At 60.5% G+C, this 15,075-nt stretch carries 16 protein-coding genes and 1 tRNA gene; 9 read left to right on the top strand and 8 right to left on the bottom strand.

The features are described from left to right. Positions 1 to 308 precede the first annotated feature (308 nt). Positions 309 to 1,100, top strand: a complete 792-nt coding sequence (locus B3229_RS14345) for an endonuclease/exonuclease/phosphatase family protein (protein WP_048785634.1) — start codon at positions 309 to 311, stop codon at positions 1,098 to 1,100. 228 nt (positions 1,101 to 1,328) lie between these two features. Here B3229_RS14345 and mltD read toward each other — a convergent pair whose 3' ends face one another. Further along, positions 1,329 to 2,708 (bottom strand): murein transglycosylase D, encoded by a 1,380-nt coding sequence (gene mltD / locus B3229_RS14350; RefSeq protein ID WP_286871781.1) that lies wholly within the window; start codon positions 2,706 to 2,708, stop codon positions 1,329 to 1,331. A 71-nt stretch (positions 2,709 to 2,779) separates the two neighbouring features. Continuing rightward, positions 2,780 to 3,535 (bottom strand): hydroxyacylglutathione hydrolase, encoded by a 756-nt coding sequence (gene gloB / locus B3229_RS14355; protein ID WP_048785628.1) that lies wholly within the window; start codon positions 3,533 to 3,535, stop codon positions 2,780 to 2,782. Between the two features lie 42 nt (positions 3,536 to 3,577). Here gloB and B3229_RS14360 point away from each other — a divergent pair, with 42 nt between their 5' ends. After that, complete coding sequence (locus B3229_RS14360) at positions 3,578 to 4,315, top strand: class I SAM-dependent methyltransferase (RefSeq protein WP_033752879.1); 738 nt, start codon at positions 3,578 to 3,580, stop codon at positions 4,313 to 4,315. Here B3229_RS14360 and rnhA read toward each other — a convergent pair. Beyond that, positions 4,297 to 4,764: a ribonuclease HI gene (rnhA, locus tag B3229_RS14365; protein WP_033752878.1), complete on the bottom strand. Its 468-nt coding sequence runs from the start codon at positions 4,762 to 4,764 to the stop codon at positions 4,297 to 4,299. The two genes, B3229_RS14360 and rnhA, sit on opposite strands and share 19 nt — an antisense overlap. Positions 4,765 to 4,818: 54 nt before the next feature. On the opposite strand from rnhA, the gene dnaQ reads away from it, so the two are divergent. Both dnaQ and B3229_RS14375 read left to right on the top strand, forming a co-directional pair. After that, positions 4,819 to 5,550 carry a DNA polymerase III subunit epsilon gene (dnaQ, locus tag B3229_RS14370; RefSeq protein WP_048785632.1) on the top strand — a complete coding sequence of 244 codons (732 nt, stop codon included), beginning with the start codon at positions 4,819 to 4,821 and terminating at the stop codon, positions 5,548 to 5,550. Between the two features lie 134 nt (positions 5,551 to 5,684). Next, positions 5,685 to 5,761: transfer RNA gene (locus B3229_RS14375), tRNA-Asp, on the top strand. Between the two features lie 61 nt (positions 5,762 to 5,822). On the opposite strand, the gene B3229_RS14380 is transcribed toward B3229_RS14375, so the two are convergent. Continuing rightward, positions 5,823 to 7,319: an NCS1 family nucleobase:cation symporter-1 gene (locus B3229_RS14380; protein ID WP_286871788.1), complete on the bottom strand. Its 1,497-nt coding sequence runs from the start codon at positions 7,317 to 7,319 to the stop codon at positions 5,823 to 5,825. Positions 7,320 to 7,463: 144 nt separating this feature from the next. Between B3229_RS14380 and B3229_RS14385 the strand changes: the two genes are divergently transcribed. The 5 genes from B3229_RS14385 (at position 7,464) to B3229_RS14405 (ending at position 12,293) form a co-directional block, all read left to right on the top strand. Continuing rightward, positions 7,464 to 8,186 carry a GntR family transcriptional regulator gene (locus B3229_RS14385; RefSeq protein WP_048781510.1) on the top strand — a complete coding sequence of 241 codons (723 nt, stop codon included), beginning with the start codon at positions 7,464 to 7,466 and terminating at the stop codon, positions 8,184 to 8,186. Continuing rightward, positions 8,183 to 8,914: an allantoin racemase gene (hpxA, locus tag B3229_RS14390; protein WP_048781511.1), complete on the top strand. Its 732-nt coding sequence runs from the start codon at positions 8,183 to 8,185 to the stop codon at positions 8,912 to 8,914. Before B3229_RS14385 ends, hpxA begins: the two co-directional genes overlap by 4 nt. A gap of 34 nt (positions 8,915 to 8,948) precedes the next feature. Next, positions 8,949 to 9,905, top strand: coding sequence for an allantoinase PuuE (gene puuE, locus B3229_RS14395; protein ID WP_286871795.1), 957 nt, complete (start codon positions 8,949 to 8,951; stop codon positions 9,903 to 9,905). Positions 9,906 to 10,215: 310 nt separating this feature from the next. Next, on the top strand, positions 10,216 to 11,427 hold the full coding sequence (locus B3229_RS14400; RefSeq protein ID WP_286871797.1) for a cupin domain-containing protein: 1,212 nt from the start codon (positions 10,216 to 10,218) through the stop codon (positions 11,425 to 11,427). Positions 11,428 to 11,567: 140 nt separating this feature from the next. Continuing rightward, on the top strand, positions 11,568 to 12,293 hold the full coding sequence (locus tag B3229_RS14405) for an HPP family protein (RefSeq protein ID WP_048781554.1): 726 nt from the start codon (positions 11,568 to 11,570) through the stop codon (positions 12,291 to 12,293). Positions 12,294 to 12,295: 2 nt separating this feature from the next. Here B3229_RS14405 and hpxZ read toward each other — a convergent pair whose 3' ends face one another. From hpxZ to B3229_RS14425, 4 genes are all read right to left on the bottom strand, one after another. Beyond that, positions 12,296 to 12,685, bottom strand: coding sequence for an oxalurate catabolism protein HpxZ (gene hpxZ / locus B3229_RS14410; protein ID WP_286871799.1), 390 nt, complete (start codon positions 12,683 to 12,685; stop codon positions 12,296 to 12,298). Beyond that, positions 12,675 to 14,072, bottom strand: coding sequence for an AtzE family amidohydrolase (locus B3229_RS14415; RefSeq protein WP_048781518.1), 1,398 nt, complete (start codon positions 14,070 to 14,072; stop codon positions 12,675 to 12,677). Before B3229_RS14415 ends, hpxZ begins: the two co-directional genes overlap by 11 nt. Then, on the bottom strand, positions 14,069 to 14,254 hold the full coding sequence (hpxX, locus tag B3229_RS14420; protein ID WP_033752868.1) for an oxalurate catabolism protein HpxX: 186 nt from the start codon (positions 14,252 to 14,254) through the stop codon (positions 14,069 to 14,071). Before hpxX ends, B3229_RS14415 begins: the two co-directional genes overlap by 4 nt. Before the next feature lie 12 nt (positions 14,255 to 14,266). Next, positions 14,267 to 15,075, bottom strand: an 809-nt coding sequence (locus B3229_RS14425) for a gamma-glutamyltransferase (RefSeq protein WP_286871802.1), incomplete at its 5' end; no start/stop codon positions are given.

Genomic DNA, 15,075 nt, shown 5'->3' on the forward strand with positions numbered 1-15,075 from the left:
GTCGTAGCCACCCCCGATGGTGAGCCCGGTTATCAGCGAGGCCCCCTTGGGAGCAGGAGAATACGGTGGGGGGGTAGTTCAGTCGGTTAGAATACCGGCCTGTCACGCCGGGGGTCGCCGGTTCGAGTCCCGGCCGCACCGCCACCTAACAGATAAGCCCTGACTGCAAAGTCAGGGCTTTTTCTTTTGCGTTAAAAAACCTCATTCGCACGCGATGATTCCGACAATTACCAACACCGATTGAAACCCCCGACTAAAATCCCTATAACTGACAGGTGCAACGGGTACGTAAGGAATTGGGCAATAACGTGCGAAAAAAAACTTATGCAATGCGCTATGTCGCGGGTCAGCCGGTCGAACAGATCTTTCCGCCGGGCGCCATGCTACATCTTGGCCAGGCGCTTCCGCCAGGGGCGCCGCTGTCGCCTGATGCCCATCTCAAAGTACTGGTGTGGAATATTTTCAAACAGCAGCGCGCCGACTGGATGTCCGTACTGCAGGGATTCGGCAAAGACGCGCACCTGGTACTGTTGCAGGAGGCGCAAACCACGCCTGAACTGGTAAAGTTTGCGACCAGCAACTACCTTGCCGCCGATCAGGTCCCCGCCTTTGTGCTGCCTCAGCATCCTTCTGGCGTGATGACGCTCGCTTCTGCACATCCCGTCTACTGCTGCCCGCTGCGTGAGCGAGAGCCGCTGCTGCGGCTGGCTAAGTCGGCGCTGGTCACCGCCTATCCGCTGCCGACCGGCGAAATGCTGATGGTCGTAAATGTCCACGCGGTTAATTTCAGCCTCGGCATCGATGTGTACAGCAAGCAGTTAGGGCCGATAGGCGAGCAGATCCTGCATCACAAAGGCCCGGTTATCATGGCGGGCGATTTCAACGCATGGAGCCGTCAGCGCATTCACGCCCTCTATCGGTTCGCGCGCGAAATGACGCTAAAAGAGGTGAGGTTTACGGACGATCATCGACGTAAGGCCTTTGGCCGCCCTCTGGACTTCGTCTTCTATCGCGATATGAACGTCAGCAGGGCCTCTGTGCTGGTTACGCGCGCCTCGGACCATAACCCCTTACTGGTCGAGTTTAACGCCGCACGCTAACGCCAGCACGCGCCTGTTCGCCTTCTCCATCGTAATCACGCGAGAAGGCGACTCTCTCGCCTGAATGCCTGTCTCGCATCCTCTGCTTTCATTTTTGCCGCGCATAGCGTTTCAGACCACATGTGAGGGGAAAGCGTGTTTTACGCTCGTCTATCAAGAGATTGAAAAGGGGAGAGAAAAGCGGGCAGAAATGAAAAAAGGCCAACAAATGTTGGCCTTTTCAACGCATCAGGTATCAGGCGATGCGTTATTATTTACGTAGAGCGTTAGCCTGTCGCCAGGCTGGATATCTTTGGTGCTGCTCAGGACCGTATTCCAGCGCATCACATCTTTGATATCGACGCCGTGGCGCCTTGCAATACTGGCAAGAGAATCACCTTTACGCACGCGATAGGTGATGCTGTTGCTATTATCAGCCAGGCTCGTGCCGCTATCGCCGACGGTCAGCGTCTGACCGATACGAACATTGGCGCCCCGCAAATTATTCTGCTGCTTCAGCGACGCAACGCTGACGCCCAGTTTGCTGGCGATGCCGGAAAGCGTATCGCCGCGACGCACTTTATAGCTGCTGCCAGACGCGCTGTTTTTCGCCAGCTGCGTCGGCTGTACCGCTGCGATGTCGCCGGAAGCCAGCGAGCTACGCAGCTTCGCCACGTGGGACTTCGGTACTAAAATGTACTGCGGTCCGTTGGGCGCGGTAGCGCCTTTTTTATAGCCGGTATTGAAGCTCTTGAGCTTGCTGAGCGACATACCCGCCATTTCGGCAGCCTGCGTCAACTGCATCTGCTGACCGACTTCAACGCGCGCCAGCGCGCGGCTTTCGTCAGGCGTCGGCAGTTTAATACCGTAGCGCTTGTTGTTCTTAAGCAGGTCGCTCAAGGCCAACATTTTCGGTACGTAGACCGTGGTTTCGCGTGGCAGCGACAGATTCCAGAAGTCGGTGGGCTTTCCGCGCGCCTTATTCTGTTTAATCGCCTTTAACACACGTCCTTCACCGCTGTTATAAGCAGCAACGGTCAGCAACCAGTCGCCGTCAAACATCTTGTTCAGACGCTGCATCATATCCAGCGCAACCTTGGTCGAGGCCACCACATCACGGCGTCCGTCGTACCATTGGTTTTGTTTCAAACCATAGTTTTTGCCCGTTGTCGCAACAATCTGCCAGATGCCGGCGGCATTGGCTGATGAGGTTGCATGGGGGTCAAAAGCGCTCTCCACTATGGGTAGCAGTACCAGTTCCATCGGCATCTTACGTTTATGTATCTGCTCGACTATCCAGTACATGTACGGCTCTGCCCGTAATGTTACATCGTGGAGATAGCTCTTATTTTTTAAGTACTTTTGTTTTTGTTCGCGGATCCGGCTGTTTTCCGGAATCCCCATCTTCAACTCGTCACTAATGAAACTCCAGAGATCGGTATCTTCTGCGAGGCCAGTTCCATCTTCCTGCCATCGCGGCGACAACATTCGATCACCGTACTTTCCATTTTCACCTTGACCAGCTGAAGACAGACTCTGGGCATGCTGTTCGGGGATATTGGCGTCATTCCGTGATGCCTGACATCCCACCAGCAAGACCGAGGCGAGTAATATCGCTTTAGCCTTCATGTGTGTGTCAATAGTTCGCTTAAAAGACGAGCAACTATACGTGACGCCCTGTCACAACACAACCCGAAAAATCAAAACTGGTCTTTCTTCTCACGTAAAAGGGCAAATGTGTCCCATATGTGGTCGGGTGTTAAATTTATGTTCAATGCTCTTTGTAAATCAGGATCTTGCGTACGCAGAAATAAATTTATTTGCCGTTCGTGCGCCAGTTTTGTGGGTAAAGTAATGCCATTTTTGGCGCGTAAGTCCTTAATTTTCTGATATTCGGCCATAATTTGCGGGTCATGGGGCAGAATCGCCGCAGCAAACTTCAAATTAGATAAAGTGTACTCATGCGCGCAGCAAACCAGGGTGTCGCCGGGAAGCTGATCAAGCTTTTGAAATGATTCATACATTTGTTCGGCTGTGCCCTCAAAAAGCCGGCCGCAGCCGCCGGAAAACATGGTGTCGCCACAGAAAAGATAAGGTGAACTGTAATATGAGATATGTCCTAAAGTATGACCAGGCGTATGGATCACGCTGAAGTCCATACCCAGCAGCGACACCGTATCGCCTTCACTCACTATCGCTGTCGCGCCTTTATCTTCGGTTTCCTGTGGACCGAAAACCTCAATGCCGGGAAATTTTTCCCGCAGAGCTTGTACGCCGCCGACATGATCGTGATGGTGGTGAGTCAGTAGAATCCCCGCCGGTTTCCAGCCGTTCGCGTAGACTTTCTCCAGCACGGGTTGCGCTTCGCCGGGATCGACAATCAGGCAGTTGCCGGCGTCGTCGTTTAGCGTCCAGATGTAGTTATCCTGTAGCGCAGGAATACTGGTAAGATTCATAATCACCTCTCGCAGGCCGTTAGAAAAGGAAGATGGTAAAGCATGAAGCGCGCTAAAACACGCCAGATTCTGACCGCGCCGCACTCCTGGCGCGATATGCCATGGGGAGACTATTTCCGCGACGCGCTGACTCAGCAACTCCAGCCCTACCTGGGAAAGCTATATGGCTTTCATATGCTTAAGCTTGGCAACCTTAGTGCAGAAATCAACACTGAACACTGCGCTATTTCACATCAGGTCAATGTCGGCAGCGAAGGGGAGCTGCTGCAGGTGCTGGCGCACCCGACGCAGCTGCCGTTTGAGTCCAAGTCTATCGACGCCTGCTTGCTGGCGCACACGCTGGCCTGGAGTCAGGACCCGCACCGGGTGCTGCGCGAAGTAGATCGCGTGCTGATCGACGACGGCTGGATGATTATCAGCGGCTTCAATCCCTTTTCGCTGCTGGGCATCAGCAAAGCGCTGCCCGGCATTCAGCGCAAAGCGCCCTGGAGCGGACGGATGTTTAGCCAGATGCGCCTGCTTGACTGGCTGAGCCTGCTTAATTACGAAGTGGTGTTTCGCACCCGATTCCAGGTGGTGCCCTGGCACCGGCAGGGCGGCAAGGTGATCAGCGCGCATCTGCCTGCGCTGGGCTGCCTGAATATCGTCGTGGCGCGCAAACGCACTTTCCCGCTGACGCCAACCAAAGCGAAAAAGGCGCTGGGCAAGGCGCAGCTGCGTCCGGCGGTGAACGCCACGCGGCAGTTCCGCGCGGCGAAAGATCAGGACTCGACTTTATAGCCGATATCCTCTGACTGCGGATGCGATGCCGCGCTGCGCGCCAGCTCGTCGCAGCGTTCGTTTTCCGGATGGCCGGCATGACCTTTGACCCATTCCCACTGGATCTCATGCCCGGCCAGCGCGCTGTCGAGGCGCTTCCAGAGATCGACGTTTTTCACCGGCTTCTTATCCGCCGTTTTCCAGCCGCGCTTTTTCCAGTTATGGATCCAGCTGGTAATGCCCTGACGCACATACTGACTGTCGGTGCTCAGCACCACGTGGCAAGGCTCTTTCAGCGCCTCCAGCGCCACAATCGCCGCCATCAGCTCCATGCGGTTATTGGTGGTGAGTCGGTAACCGGCGCTGAACAGCTTTTCGTGCTGACCGTAGCGTAAAATCGCGCCGTAGCCGCCGGGACCGGGATTGCCGAGGCAGGATCCGTCGGTGAATATTTCTACCTGCTTGCGCATCTCTGGTAGACTCCCTTCTGAGAAAAACGCCAAGTCTGACATAAAACGAATCCTATGAGCACTGCAAATAACCGCCAGATCGTACTCGATACTGAAACCACCGGCATGAACATGATCGGTGTGCATTACGAAGGTCACCGCATCATTGAAATTGGTGCGGTAGAGGTGGTGAACCGTCGCCTGACCGGCAACAACTTCCATATCTATCTGCGTCCCGATCGGCTGGTGGATCCGGAAGCGTTCGGCGTGCACGGCATTGCGGATGAGTTTCTCGCCGATAAGCCGACCTTCGCCGAGATCGCGGACGAATTCCTCGACTACATCCGCGGCGCCGAGCTGGTGATCCATAACGCCTCGTTTGATATCGGCTTTATGGACTATGAGTTTTCCATGCTGAACCGCGGCATTGCGAAAACCGAAACCTTCTGTCGCATCACCGACAGCCTGGCGATGGCGCGCAAGATGTTCCCGGGCAAGCGCAACAGTCTGGATGCGCTCTGCTCGCGCTATGAGATCGACAACAGCAAGCGTACGCTGCACGGCGCGCTGCTCGACTCCGAAATCCTGGCGGAAGTTTTCCTGGCGATGACCGGCGGCCAGACGTCGCTGGCGTTTTCGCAGGAAGGGGACGGCGCGCAGCAGAACGAAGGCGAAACCATCCAGCGCATCGTTCGGCCCGCCTCGGCGCTGCGCGTCGTAGCGGCGTCGGACGAAGAGGTGATGGCGCATGAGTCGCGCCTCGATCTGGTGATGAAAAAAGGCGGAAGCTGCCTGTGGCGCGGTTAACAGAAAGGGTTTCGCTGGTTAAATCAGCGTTAAGCGTAAAAAAACAGCAAACGCACGGCGCGGCGAGAAAAAGCGTTGACGGGATCCTGGGCGGCCATTAATATGCGCCTCGTTCCCGACGGGGAACACAGCGCGGTGCGGTAGTTCAGTCGGTTAGAATACCGGCCTGTCACGCCGGGGGTCGCGGGTTCGAGTCCCGTCCGCACCGCCAACTCTTCAGAAAGGCCGATTCAGCAATGAATCGGCCTTTTGCTTTTCTGCGCTCTCAACCCTTACTCTTTCTGCATCGCAACGCCGCCGGCGAAAGGCTGCGCCGCGCTCGCTTCGCGCTCATGACGCGCCAGATAGCGATAGCATCCGCCGCCCAGCGCCGCGCCGATAAACCAGCTAAAGCTGGCGACCTCATGCAGCGACGGCACAAAGCTGATAATCAGGCCGATAATCACCGATGGCAGCAGCGCAGCGATCGCTTTCGGGTTAAAGCCGCCGCGATACCAGTAGCGGCCCTGTGGCGTCGCATCGAACAGGTCGTCGACAAAGACGCGGCTGCGTTTGATCAGATAGAAATCCGCCAGCAGAATGCCGAACAGCGGCCCGATAAAGGCGCCCAGAACGTCTAAGGTATAGTGGATCAGCTCAGGCGACTGAAACAGGTTCCACGGCGTCAGCAGCACCGATCCCACCGCGGCAATCATACCGCCGGTGCGGAAACTGATCTTCTGCGGCGAGCAGTTTGAGAAGTCGAACGCCGGCGAGACGAAGTTCGCCACGATATTAATGCCGATGGTGGCGGTGATCATGGTCAGCAGCCCGATAGCGACCGCCACATCGTTGCCGACCATGCTGACGGTTTCGATCGGGTCGGTAATCATTTTGCCGAACAGCGACTGCGTGCCGGAGACGATCACCACCGTCACCACCGAGAAGAGTAAAAAGTTAAAGGGCAGGCCCCAGCGGTTGCCGCGACGGATCTCGCCCATGCTTTTGCCATAGCGCGAGAAGTCGCCGAAGTTGAGCAGCGGCCCGGAAAAGTAGGAGACCACCAGCGCGGTGGCGGTGATCATCTGCCAGCTCTGTTCGCCTGCGCTCAGCGACTTGCTTGCCAGGGTAAAGGAGATACCGTCGAAGCCGGTTTTGTATACAATCCAGCCCGCCAGCGCCACCATCACCACATAGACGGCGGGACCTGCCACGTCGATAAAGCGCTTAATGGCGCTCATGCCGTGCCAGAACACCATCGCCTGTAACAGCCACATCACGCCGAAGCAGCACCAGCCGAGCAGCGACAGGCCCAGCCAGCTGGCGTGAGTCATCGACGCCAGCGCCGGAAAGAATTTCAGCAGCACCAGCATCAGCGCGTTGGCGGCCAGATAGGTCTGAATGCCATACCAGGCAAAGGCGATCAGCCCGCGGATCACCGCCGGAATATTGGCGCCGAAGACGCCAAACGCCTGACGACAGATCACCGCATAGGGCACGCCCGCCATCTGGCTCGGCTTCGCCACCAGGTTGGCGCACAGCTGCACGATGCAGATCCCCGCCAGCAGGCAAATCAGTACCTGCCAGCTCGCCAGCCCAAGGGTGAAAAAGCTGGCCGCGACTACATAGCCGCCCATGCTGTGCACATCCGACATCCAGAAAGAGAAGATGTTGTACCACGTCCAGTTCTGCTGGCGCGTCGGCGCCAGATCCTCATTGGTCAGGCGGGGACTGTAGCGCGCGCGGGCTTCAGCGGCCGACGCGGAAACACGTTGTTGAGGGTTTGGCATGAAACCTGCTCCTTATCACGAGGGTTAACGGTCATAGCAACGTGAAAAGCTGTTGCAGGATCCAGGCCAGAATTGAAATCTTGTATACAAAAAAAAGTGTTCACGTATACGATGGTGGCACACAGCCTGTAAAGGGAGTCCGGTATGAGAAGTGAGACAGGTCAGGTGCAGGCCGCCGATCTCGGGGATAAAGACGAATCTATCTACCAGGCGTTGATGAACGCCATAGTGGAGCATCAGCTGCCGCCAGGCAGCAAACTGCCGGAAGAGGCGCTGGCAGAGGTGTTCGGCGTCAGCCGCACCGGCATTCGCAAAGTACTGCAGCGCCTCGCCGCAGTGCAGATGGTGACGCTGTTGCCCAGGCGCGGTGCACAGGTGGCCACGCCCGGCGTTGATGAAGCGCGCGACATTTTCCGCACCCGGGCGCTGATCGAGTGCGCCAATCTGCCCGCCGTGCTGGCGCATCTGCAGCCGCCGCATCTGGCGGGACTCGCGCAGCGCATCGCCCAGGAGCAGCAGGCGCACGACGCACGCGACGGCGCGGCGGCGATCCGTCTTTCCGCCGCCTTCCATATCGAACTGCAGGCGATTGCGGGTAATCAGGTGCTGACCGAGCTGGTGACGCGCCTGACGCAGCGATCTTCGCTGGTGATCGCCGCCTGGGGCGCACCCTGGCAGCAGGGCTGCCGCTGCGACGACCATGACCGGCTGGTGGCTCACCTGCGCGCGGGCGACCTCGCCGCGCTGACCCAGGCGCTGCAGCACCACTTCGACCATATCGTCTCCAGCCTGCACTTTGAGCGCAGCGGCGAAACGCTGCCCGACTTCTCACGGTTATTTGCCCGTCATAAAGAGGTGACATCATGAGCCTGATCCAGGTGATCAACCCCAACACCAGCCTGGCGATGACGGAAACCATCGGCGCGGCGGCGCGTGCGGTGGCGGCGCCAGGCACCGAGATTATCGCGGTGTCGCCCTCCCAGGGCGTGCCCTCGATTGAAGGCCACTTCGACGAGGCGATCGCGGCGATCGGCGTGCTGGAGCAGGTGAGGCGCGGCAAAGCGCAGGGCGTCAGCGGCCACGTTATCGCCTGCTTCGGCGACCCCGGCCTGCTGGCGGCGCGCGAGCTGGCCAGCGGGCCGGTCATCGGCATCGCCGAAGCAGCGATGCACGCCGCGACGCTGGTGGCGACGCGCTTTTCCATCGTCACCACGCTGCCGCGCACGCTGATCATCGCGCGCCATCTGCTGCAGCAGTACGGTTTTACCCACCACTGCGCCGCGCTGCACGCCATCGACCTGCCGGTGCTGGCGCTGGAGGATGGCTCAGGGCTGGCGCAGGAGAAGGTGCGCCAGCAGTGCCTGCAGGCGAAGCAACAGGATGGCAGCGGCGCCATCGTGCTGGGCTGCGGCGGCATGGCGACGCTGGCGCGCGAGCTGACGCAGGAGCTGGGGATGCCGGTTATCGACGGCGTCAGCGCGGCGGTAAAAATGGTAGAGGCGCTGGTGGCGCTTGGCTTCGGCACCAGCAAGCATGGCGATCTCGCTCAGCCGATCGCCAAACCTCTCTCAGGCGCGTTTCAGCATCTAAACTAACGAAACCTTGCCGCAATTAAACAGGAATTGATGAATGGATAGTGCAGAGAAGAAAGAGTACAGCTTCAACAAAAACTATCCGCGCGATCTGATCGGCTATGGCGCCACGCCGCCGCACGCCGCCTGGCCGAACAAGGCACGCGTGGCGGTACAGTTCGTGCTCAACTATGAAGAGGGCGCAGAGAACAACGTGCTGCACGGCGATGCCGGATCCGAGCAGTTCCTCTCCGACATCATCGGGGCGGCCAGCTATCCCGATCGCCATATGTCGATGGATTCGCTCTACGAATATGGTTCGCGCGCCGGCTTCTGGCGCATCCACCGCGAATTCCAGAAGCGCGGCCTGCCGCTGACGGTGTTCGGCGTCGCGATGGCGCTGGCGCGTCATCCGGAGATCGTCGAGGCGATCAAACAGGCCGACTACGACGTGGTAAGCCACGGCTGGCGCTGGATCCACTATCAGGCGATGGACGCCAAAACCGAACGGCAGCATATGCAGCAGGCGGTCGACGTGCTGACCGATCTGTTCGGCAAAGCGCCCACCGGCTGGTACACCGGCCGCGACAGCCCCAACACGCGGCGGCTGGTGGTGGAGCAGGGCGGCTTTAGCTACGACAGCGACTACTACGGCGACGATCTGCCGTTCTGGATGCAGGTCACCTGTCAGGACGGCACCGTGAAGCCGCATCTGGTGATCCCCTACACGCTGGAGTGCAACGATATGCGCTTCGCCACGCCGCAGGGCTTCAATACCGCCGAGCAGTTCTTCACCTACCTGCGCGACACCTTTGACGTGCTCTATGAGGAGGGTGAAACCCAGCCGAAAATGATGTCGGTCGGCATGCACTGCCGCCTGCTGGGCCGGCCTGGGAAATTTAAAGCGCTGCAAAATTTCCTCGACCATATCCAGCAGCATAACGACGTCTGGATCTGTACCCGCCAGCAGATCGCCGACCACTGGGCTGCCGTGCATCCCGCGCCGCAACCCTGAGGATAACCTGGCGCGGCTGCGCAGCCAGCCGCGCTTCTACGCTGTTCTTGTTAAAAAGATGTAACGAATTATTTAACAGAAATATTAATGCATCTCCTCAACCGTTAGCATTTCGTGCGCGCCTAAACTTCCCTTCGGACGCCATTTTTTAACCATGGTTAAATGGAATTAAAATATTCCCGCCGCAAAATTGATTAACAAACCTAAGGTTCCTTGCAGTTCAGCGGACTGTTACATCTTACCTGCCGCCGACGGTTCGCTTTGCGCGTATAGATATTCCGGGTCAACCACGGAATAAGGAATCGTATAGATGAGCAAGCTTTCCCGAAGGAACTTTATGGCGTTCGCCGCAGGCGGCACGGTAGCGCTGGCGGCAGGCCAGGTCCACGCCCACGACGCCATCGCCTCCTGGCCCGCCGGCACGCCGCGCGATCCTGGCCCGCACGATCCGACGCGTGAGGCGCAAAACCCCGATATCGTCGATCCGCCCGCCACTGACAGCGGCACGCTGCCCAACCTGCGCTTCTCTTTCAGCGACGCGCACGTGCGCAAAGGCAGCGGCGGCTGGACGCGCCAGGTGACGCAGCGCGAGCTGGGCATCTCCACTACCATCGCCGGGGTCGATATGCGCCTCAATGCGGGCGGCATTCGCGAACTGCACTGGCACAAAGAGGGCGAGTGGGCCTATATGACCTTCGGCAAGGCGCGCGTGACCGCCTTCGATACTGACGGCGGCTGGTTCGTCGACGATATCGGCGTCGGCGATCTCTGGTATTTTCCGCCGGGCATCCCGCACTCGATTCAGGGACTGGGATCCGACGGCTGTGAGTTTCTGCTGGCGTTTGACGACGGCGGCTTCGATGAAGACAGCACCTTTCTGTTATCAGACTGGTTTAAACATATTCCGCCCGAGATCCTGGCGAAAAACTTCAGCGTGCCGGTCTCCTCCTTTGCAAAATTGCCTTCGCCGGACGACGAGTATATTTTTGCCGGCAAGGTGCCAGGCAGTCTGGCTGCGGACGCCATCAAGGGCGCGCCGAAATCAAAACGCGTCTTCACTCATCATATGCTGGCGCAGACGCCGATCGTCGCGCCGGGCGGCACGGTGCGCATCACTGACTCCTCGACTTTTCCCATCTCGAAAACCATCGCGGCCGCGCTGGTGGAGATAGCGCCGGGCGGCATGCGCGAACTGCACTGGCATCCCAACAACGATGAGTGGCAATACTATCTGGAAGGCGAGGGGCGCATGGGCGTATTCGCCTCGTCCGGTCAGGCGAGAACCTTTGATTACCGCGCGGGAGACGTCGGCTATGTCCCCTTCGCCATGGGGCACTATATCGAGAATACCGGTACCGGGCCGCTGCGGTTTCTGGAGCTGTTCAAAAGCGATTACTACGCCGATATCTCTCTTAACCAGTGGCTCGCCAGCACGCCGCGCGAGCTGGTGGCGCAGCATCTGCCGCTCGACGATGCGTTTCTCTCGGCGCTGTCGCTGAAAAAGAATCCGGTCGTCAAATAGCCTTTCGGGCTGGCGCGTCGCCAGCCCTGGGCACAATTCCGAATCCTGACCATCCGGCCAACCCTGCGGTTGTTACCGCCAGATCGATCGGCGACAATCGCCGCTTCCATAATTTTTTCTGATGAATAAGCGTTGTGAACATGAATGAATCGCGTCAGGCGAAGGGAAGAGGCAGACTGCGCACCTTTTTTGCCCGCTTCTGGCCGCATCCGCTGCCGGTGGCCAAAAAAGAGATCGTTATCGCCAGCGTCGGCGCCGGGCTTGGCCTGACCATCACCAGCCTGATCAGCCACTGGCTGTTGGGGCAGGTTAATTTGTGGTTCGTCGCGCCGATGGGCGCCTCCGCCGTGCTGCTGTTCGGCATCCCGAACAGCCCGCTGGCGCAGCCCTGGTCGATTGTCGGCGGCAATATGGTGGCGGCGGCGATTGGCGTGACCGCGGCCATGACAATTCCCTCTGCGCCGCTGGCCTGCGGCGTCGCCGCCTGCCTGGCGATCGCCGTGATGTTTCAGCTGCGCTGCCTGCATCCGCCCAGCGGCGCGGTGGCGCTGACCGCCATTCTCGGCGGCGGCCACGTCCACCAGCTGGGCTACCACTATATTCTGACGCCGATCCTGCTTAACTCACTCTGTCTGGCGCTGCTGGCGATCCTCTTCAATAACCTGGCGGGCCGCCGCTATCCGCATCCGCTGGCCGCCGCCGAAGCGAAACCCGCGCCGGTAGCGCTGGACGTGCCGATTACCCGCGACGATCTGCATCAGGCGCTGGAAAGCGGCGAACTGCTGGATATCGATGAAGACGACCTTCAGCTGCTGCTGCAGCGCGCCGAAGCGATTGCGGTACAGCGGCAGGCGCGCGCCCGCTAATCTTAGCTTTCGCTCATCAGGCTCACCTGCGCGGCGACGATGCGCCAGCCTTCCGGCAGCCTGACCCAGCTCTGCTGCTGACGGCCGATTTTCGCCGAGCCTTCGCGCGTGAACTCGGTGCTGCAGACCGCATAGGCTTCGCCGAAGGTGGTAATGACGCTGTTGCGCAGGGCGCGCGCCAGTCCGGCGGCGGGACGCTGCGCGCGAAAGGCGCGGATCTGCTCGATACCGTAGAGGTTCTCGCCCGCGCCGAGGCGCACGGTGCGTTCATCGTGCCAGAAGAGCGCGTCGAGCGTCGCGATATCGTTGCTCACCAGCGCCTGCTCGTAGCGGTAAAAGGCGGCGGTCACCTCTGCGACGACGTGCGGTAAATTAATCTCTTCAGTTTGCATCAGGTTTATCCATAGTGGTGGGCGCGAGGGTAATGCCTTGCTGCTCAAGGGCGAAGGCGACGCGCAGCGCGGCGGCTTCGTTAAAGGGCGCGGCGATCAGCTGGAGCCCGATCGGCAGGCCGCTTTTCGTCGCCAGCGGCACGCTGCACACCGGCAGCCCCAGGAAGGAGATCGGCTGCGTCAGCATGCCCATGCTGGCGCGCGACGGCAGGTCGGTGCCGTTAACACGGATGCTTTGCTGGCCGATCAGCGGTGCGACGCAGGGGGTGGCGGGCGCGATCAGTACGTCGAAGCGCTCGAACAGCGGCAGCACCTGCTGCTGGAAATGGCGGCGGAAGCGCTGCGCCTGCACATACCAGGCGGCGGGCAGCATCGCGCCTGCCAGCAGCCGCTCGCGCGAGGCGGGTTCGAACCGCTCCGGCGAGGCGCGCAGCGCGGGCAGATAGTGGTTGCCGCCCTCGCAGGCGGTCAGGATAAAGGCCGCCGAGCGCGCCAGCTCCGCCTCCGGCAGCGTGACCTCATCCTGGATAGCCAGCGCCCGCGCGACGCGCGCCAGCGCATCACGCGCGTCGTCGTCGCACCAGGTCGAAAAAAAGCCGCCCAGCACGGCACAGCGCTGACCGCTCTCCTCCAGCCCTACCTGCGCCGGATCGGCGGGCCGGTTTGCCTGAAACGCGTCCTGAGGATCGTGGCCCTGCAGCATGTCGTAGACCAGCGCCAGATCCTCAACGCGGCGCGCGAAGGGGCCGATATGATCGAGGCTGGCGACAAAGGGATGGCTGCCGCTGCGCGACAGGCGGCCGAAGGTCGGCTTCAGGCCGAAGATGCCGCACAGCGACGCGGGCACGCGGATCGAACCGTTGGTGTCGGTACCGAGCGAGAAGTGCGCCAGTCCGGCCGCAACCGCCGCCGCGGAGCCGCCCGACGAGCCGCCCGCCACGCGCGTCAGATCGTGCGGGTTGCGCGTCGCGCCGAAGTGGCTGTTTTCGGTGGTGAAGCCATAGGCGTAGGCGTCCATATTCAGCATGCCGGAGAGCAGCGCGCCGGCGCGGCTGAGGCGGCTTACCGCCCAGGCGTCCTGCGTCGCCGCCGGCCGATCCTGAAACAGGGCGGCGCCCGCCAGCGTGGTGTGGCCCGCCACGTCGAACAGGTTTTTCACCGCATAGGGCACGCCAGCCAGCGGCGGCAGATCGTCGCCGCGGCGTCGTTGCGCGTCGACGGCGTCAGCCTCGCGCAGCATACGTTGGTCGGTAACCTCGGTCCAGGCGTTAATCGCCCGGTGGCGTTCAATTCCTCTCAGGGTCTGCTGCGCCACCTCGCGCGCGCTGAGATCGCCGCGCTGGATCGCCTGCTGTAGCGACCGAAGAGATAATTCGCTCAGGTTCATGGATGGAACACTCCCGCCACTTCGAGCCGGTCGTCGAGAGGAAACGCCATCAGCGGCGCCGCCAGCGCGGCGATGCGCTCAAGCTGAATCACCAGTTCGGCGCGGCGCGGGTCGTCCAGCTCCAGCGCCAGCAGCTGCTCCATCAGCGCAAGATAGCGCCCCCAGTCTGTTGTCTGATTCATCTTTTTCTCCTGTCAGAATCCGCTCGCGCTGCCGTTGCTGCGCGGATCGCATGCGCCTTCCAGCATGCCGTTGATATGGCGCACGATGGCGCCTGCGTGGCCGACCGCCTCGCTGAAGTCGGGCAGCAGCTCCACCTCGTGCCCCAGCTGACGCAGCCTGGCGACGCTCTCCGGCGCAAAGCGGCCCTCGAGCTTGAGCGAGTCGGAAGACTGGCCCCAGGTGCGGCCCAGCAGCCAGCGGGGCGCGCTCACCGCCTGCTGCAGCGGCATGCCCTGGATCACATGGCGGGTAAAGATCGCCGCCTGGGTTTGCGGCTGGCCGTCGCCGCCCATCGCGCCGTAGACCAGCGTGCGGCCATCTTTCAGGCGCGCGGCGGCGGGATTAAGGGTATGGAACGGCTGTTTGCCCGGCGCCAGCGCCAGCAGATGATCCGCGTCGAGGCTGAAAGCCGCGCCGCGGTTCTGCCAGGTGATGCCGGTGCCGGGGATCACTACGCCGCTGCCGAACTCGTGATAGATGCTCTGAATAAAGGAGACGGCGAGGCCGCTGCTGTCCATCACTCCCATCCACACCGTGTCGCCGGGACCGCGCCCGGCGCCCCAGGGCGCCGCCTGCGTCTCGCTAATCTGGCTCGCCAGCGTGGCGAAGCGATCCTGAGTCAGCAGCGACTGCGCCTCGCAGGTCATATGGCGCGGATCGGTAAGATGGGCGTCGCGCAGCGCAAAGGCCTTTTTGGTCGCCTCGACAATGCGGTGCACCGTCTGCGCCTCATCAGCCTGCGCCATCGCCAGCCGATCGGTAATGCCGAGGATCGCCAGCG

Origin of the sequence: Pantoea sp. UBA5035 (genome assembly GCF_002415245.1) — a bacterium.
GTDB classification, from domain to species: domain Bacteria; phylum Pseudomonadota; class Gammaproteobacteria; order Enterobacterales; family Enterobacteriaceae; genus Pantoea; species Pantoea septica.

Bases quoted from the DNA above. Each gene is read 5' to 3' on its own strand.
- B3229_RS14380 (WP_286871788.1), bottom strand. From the start codon at position 7,319: ATGCCAAACCCTCAACAACGTGTTTCCGCGTCGGCCGCTGAAGCCCGC.
- B3229_RS14405 (WP_048781554.1), top strand. From the start codon at position 11,568: ATGAATGAATCGCGTCAGGCGAAGGGAAGAGGCAGACTGCGCACCTTT.
- mltD (WP_286871781.1), bottom strand. From the start codon at position 2,708: ATGAAGGCTAAAGCGATATTACTCGCCTCGGTCTTGCTGGTGGGATGT.
- hpxX (WP_033752868.1), bottom strand. From the start codon at position 14,254: ATGAATCAGACAACAGACTGGGGGCGCTATCTTGCGCTGATGGAGCAG.
- gloB (WP_048785628.1), bottom strand. From the start codon at position 3,535: ATGAATCTTACCAGTATTCCTGCGCTACAGGATAACTACATCTGGACG.
- B3229_RS14400 (WP_286871797.1), top strand. From the start codon at position 10,216: ATGAGCAAGCTTTCCCGAAGGAACTTTATGGCGTTCGCCGCAGGCGGC.
- dnaQ (WP_048785632.1), top strand. From the start codon at position 4,819: ATGAGCACTGCAAATAACCGCCAGATCGTACTCGATACTGAAACCACC.
- hpxZ (WP_286871799.1), bottom strand. From the start codon at position 12,685: ATGCAAACTGAAGAGATTAATTTACCGCACGTCGTCGCAGAGGTGACC.
- B3229_RS14415 (WP_048781518.1), bottom strand. From the start codon at position 14,072: ATGAACCTGAGCGAATTATCTCTTCGGTCGCTACAGCAGGCGATCCAG.
- B3229_RS14385 (WP_048781510.1), top strand. From the start codon at position 7,464: ATGAGAAGTGAGACAGGTCAGGTGCAGGCCGCCGATCTCGGGGATAAA.
- hpxA (WP_048781511.1), top strand. From the start codon at position 8,183: ATGAGCCTGATCCAGGTGATCAACCCCAACACCAGCCTGGCGATGACG.
- rnhA (WP_033752878.1), bottom strand. From the start codon at position 4,764: ATGCGCAAGCAGGTAGAAATATTCACCGACGGATCCTGCCTCGGCAAT.
- puuE (WP_286871795.1), top strand. From the start codon at position 8,949: ATGGATAGTGCAGAGAAGAAAGAGTACAGCTTCAACAAAAACTATCCG.
- B3229_RS14360 (WP_033752879.1), top strand. From the start codon at position 3,578: ATGAAGCGCGCTAAAACACGCCAGATTCTGACCGCGCCGCACTCCTGG.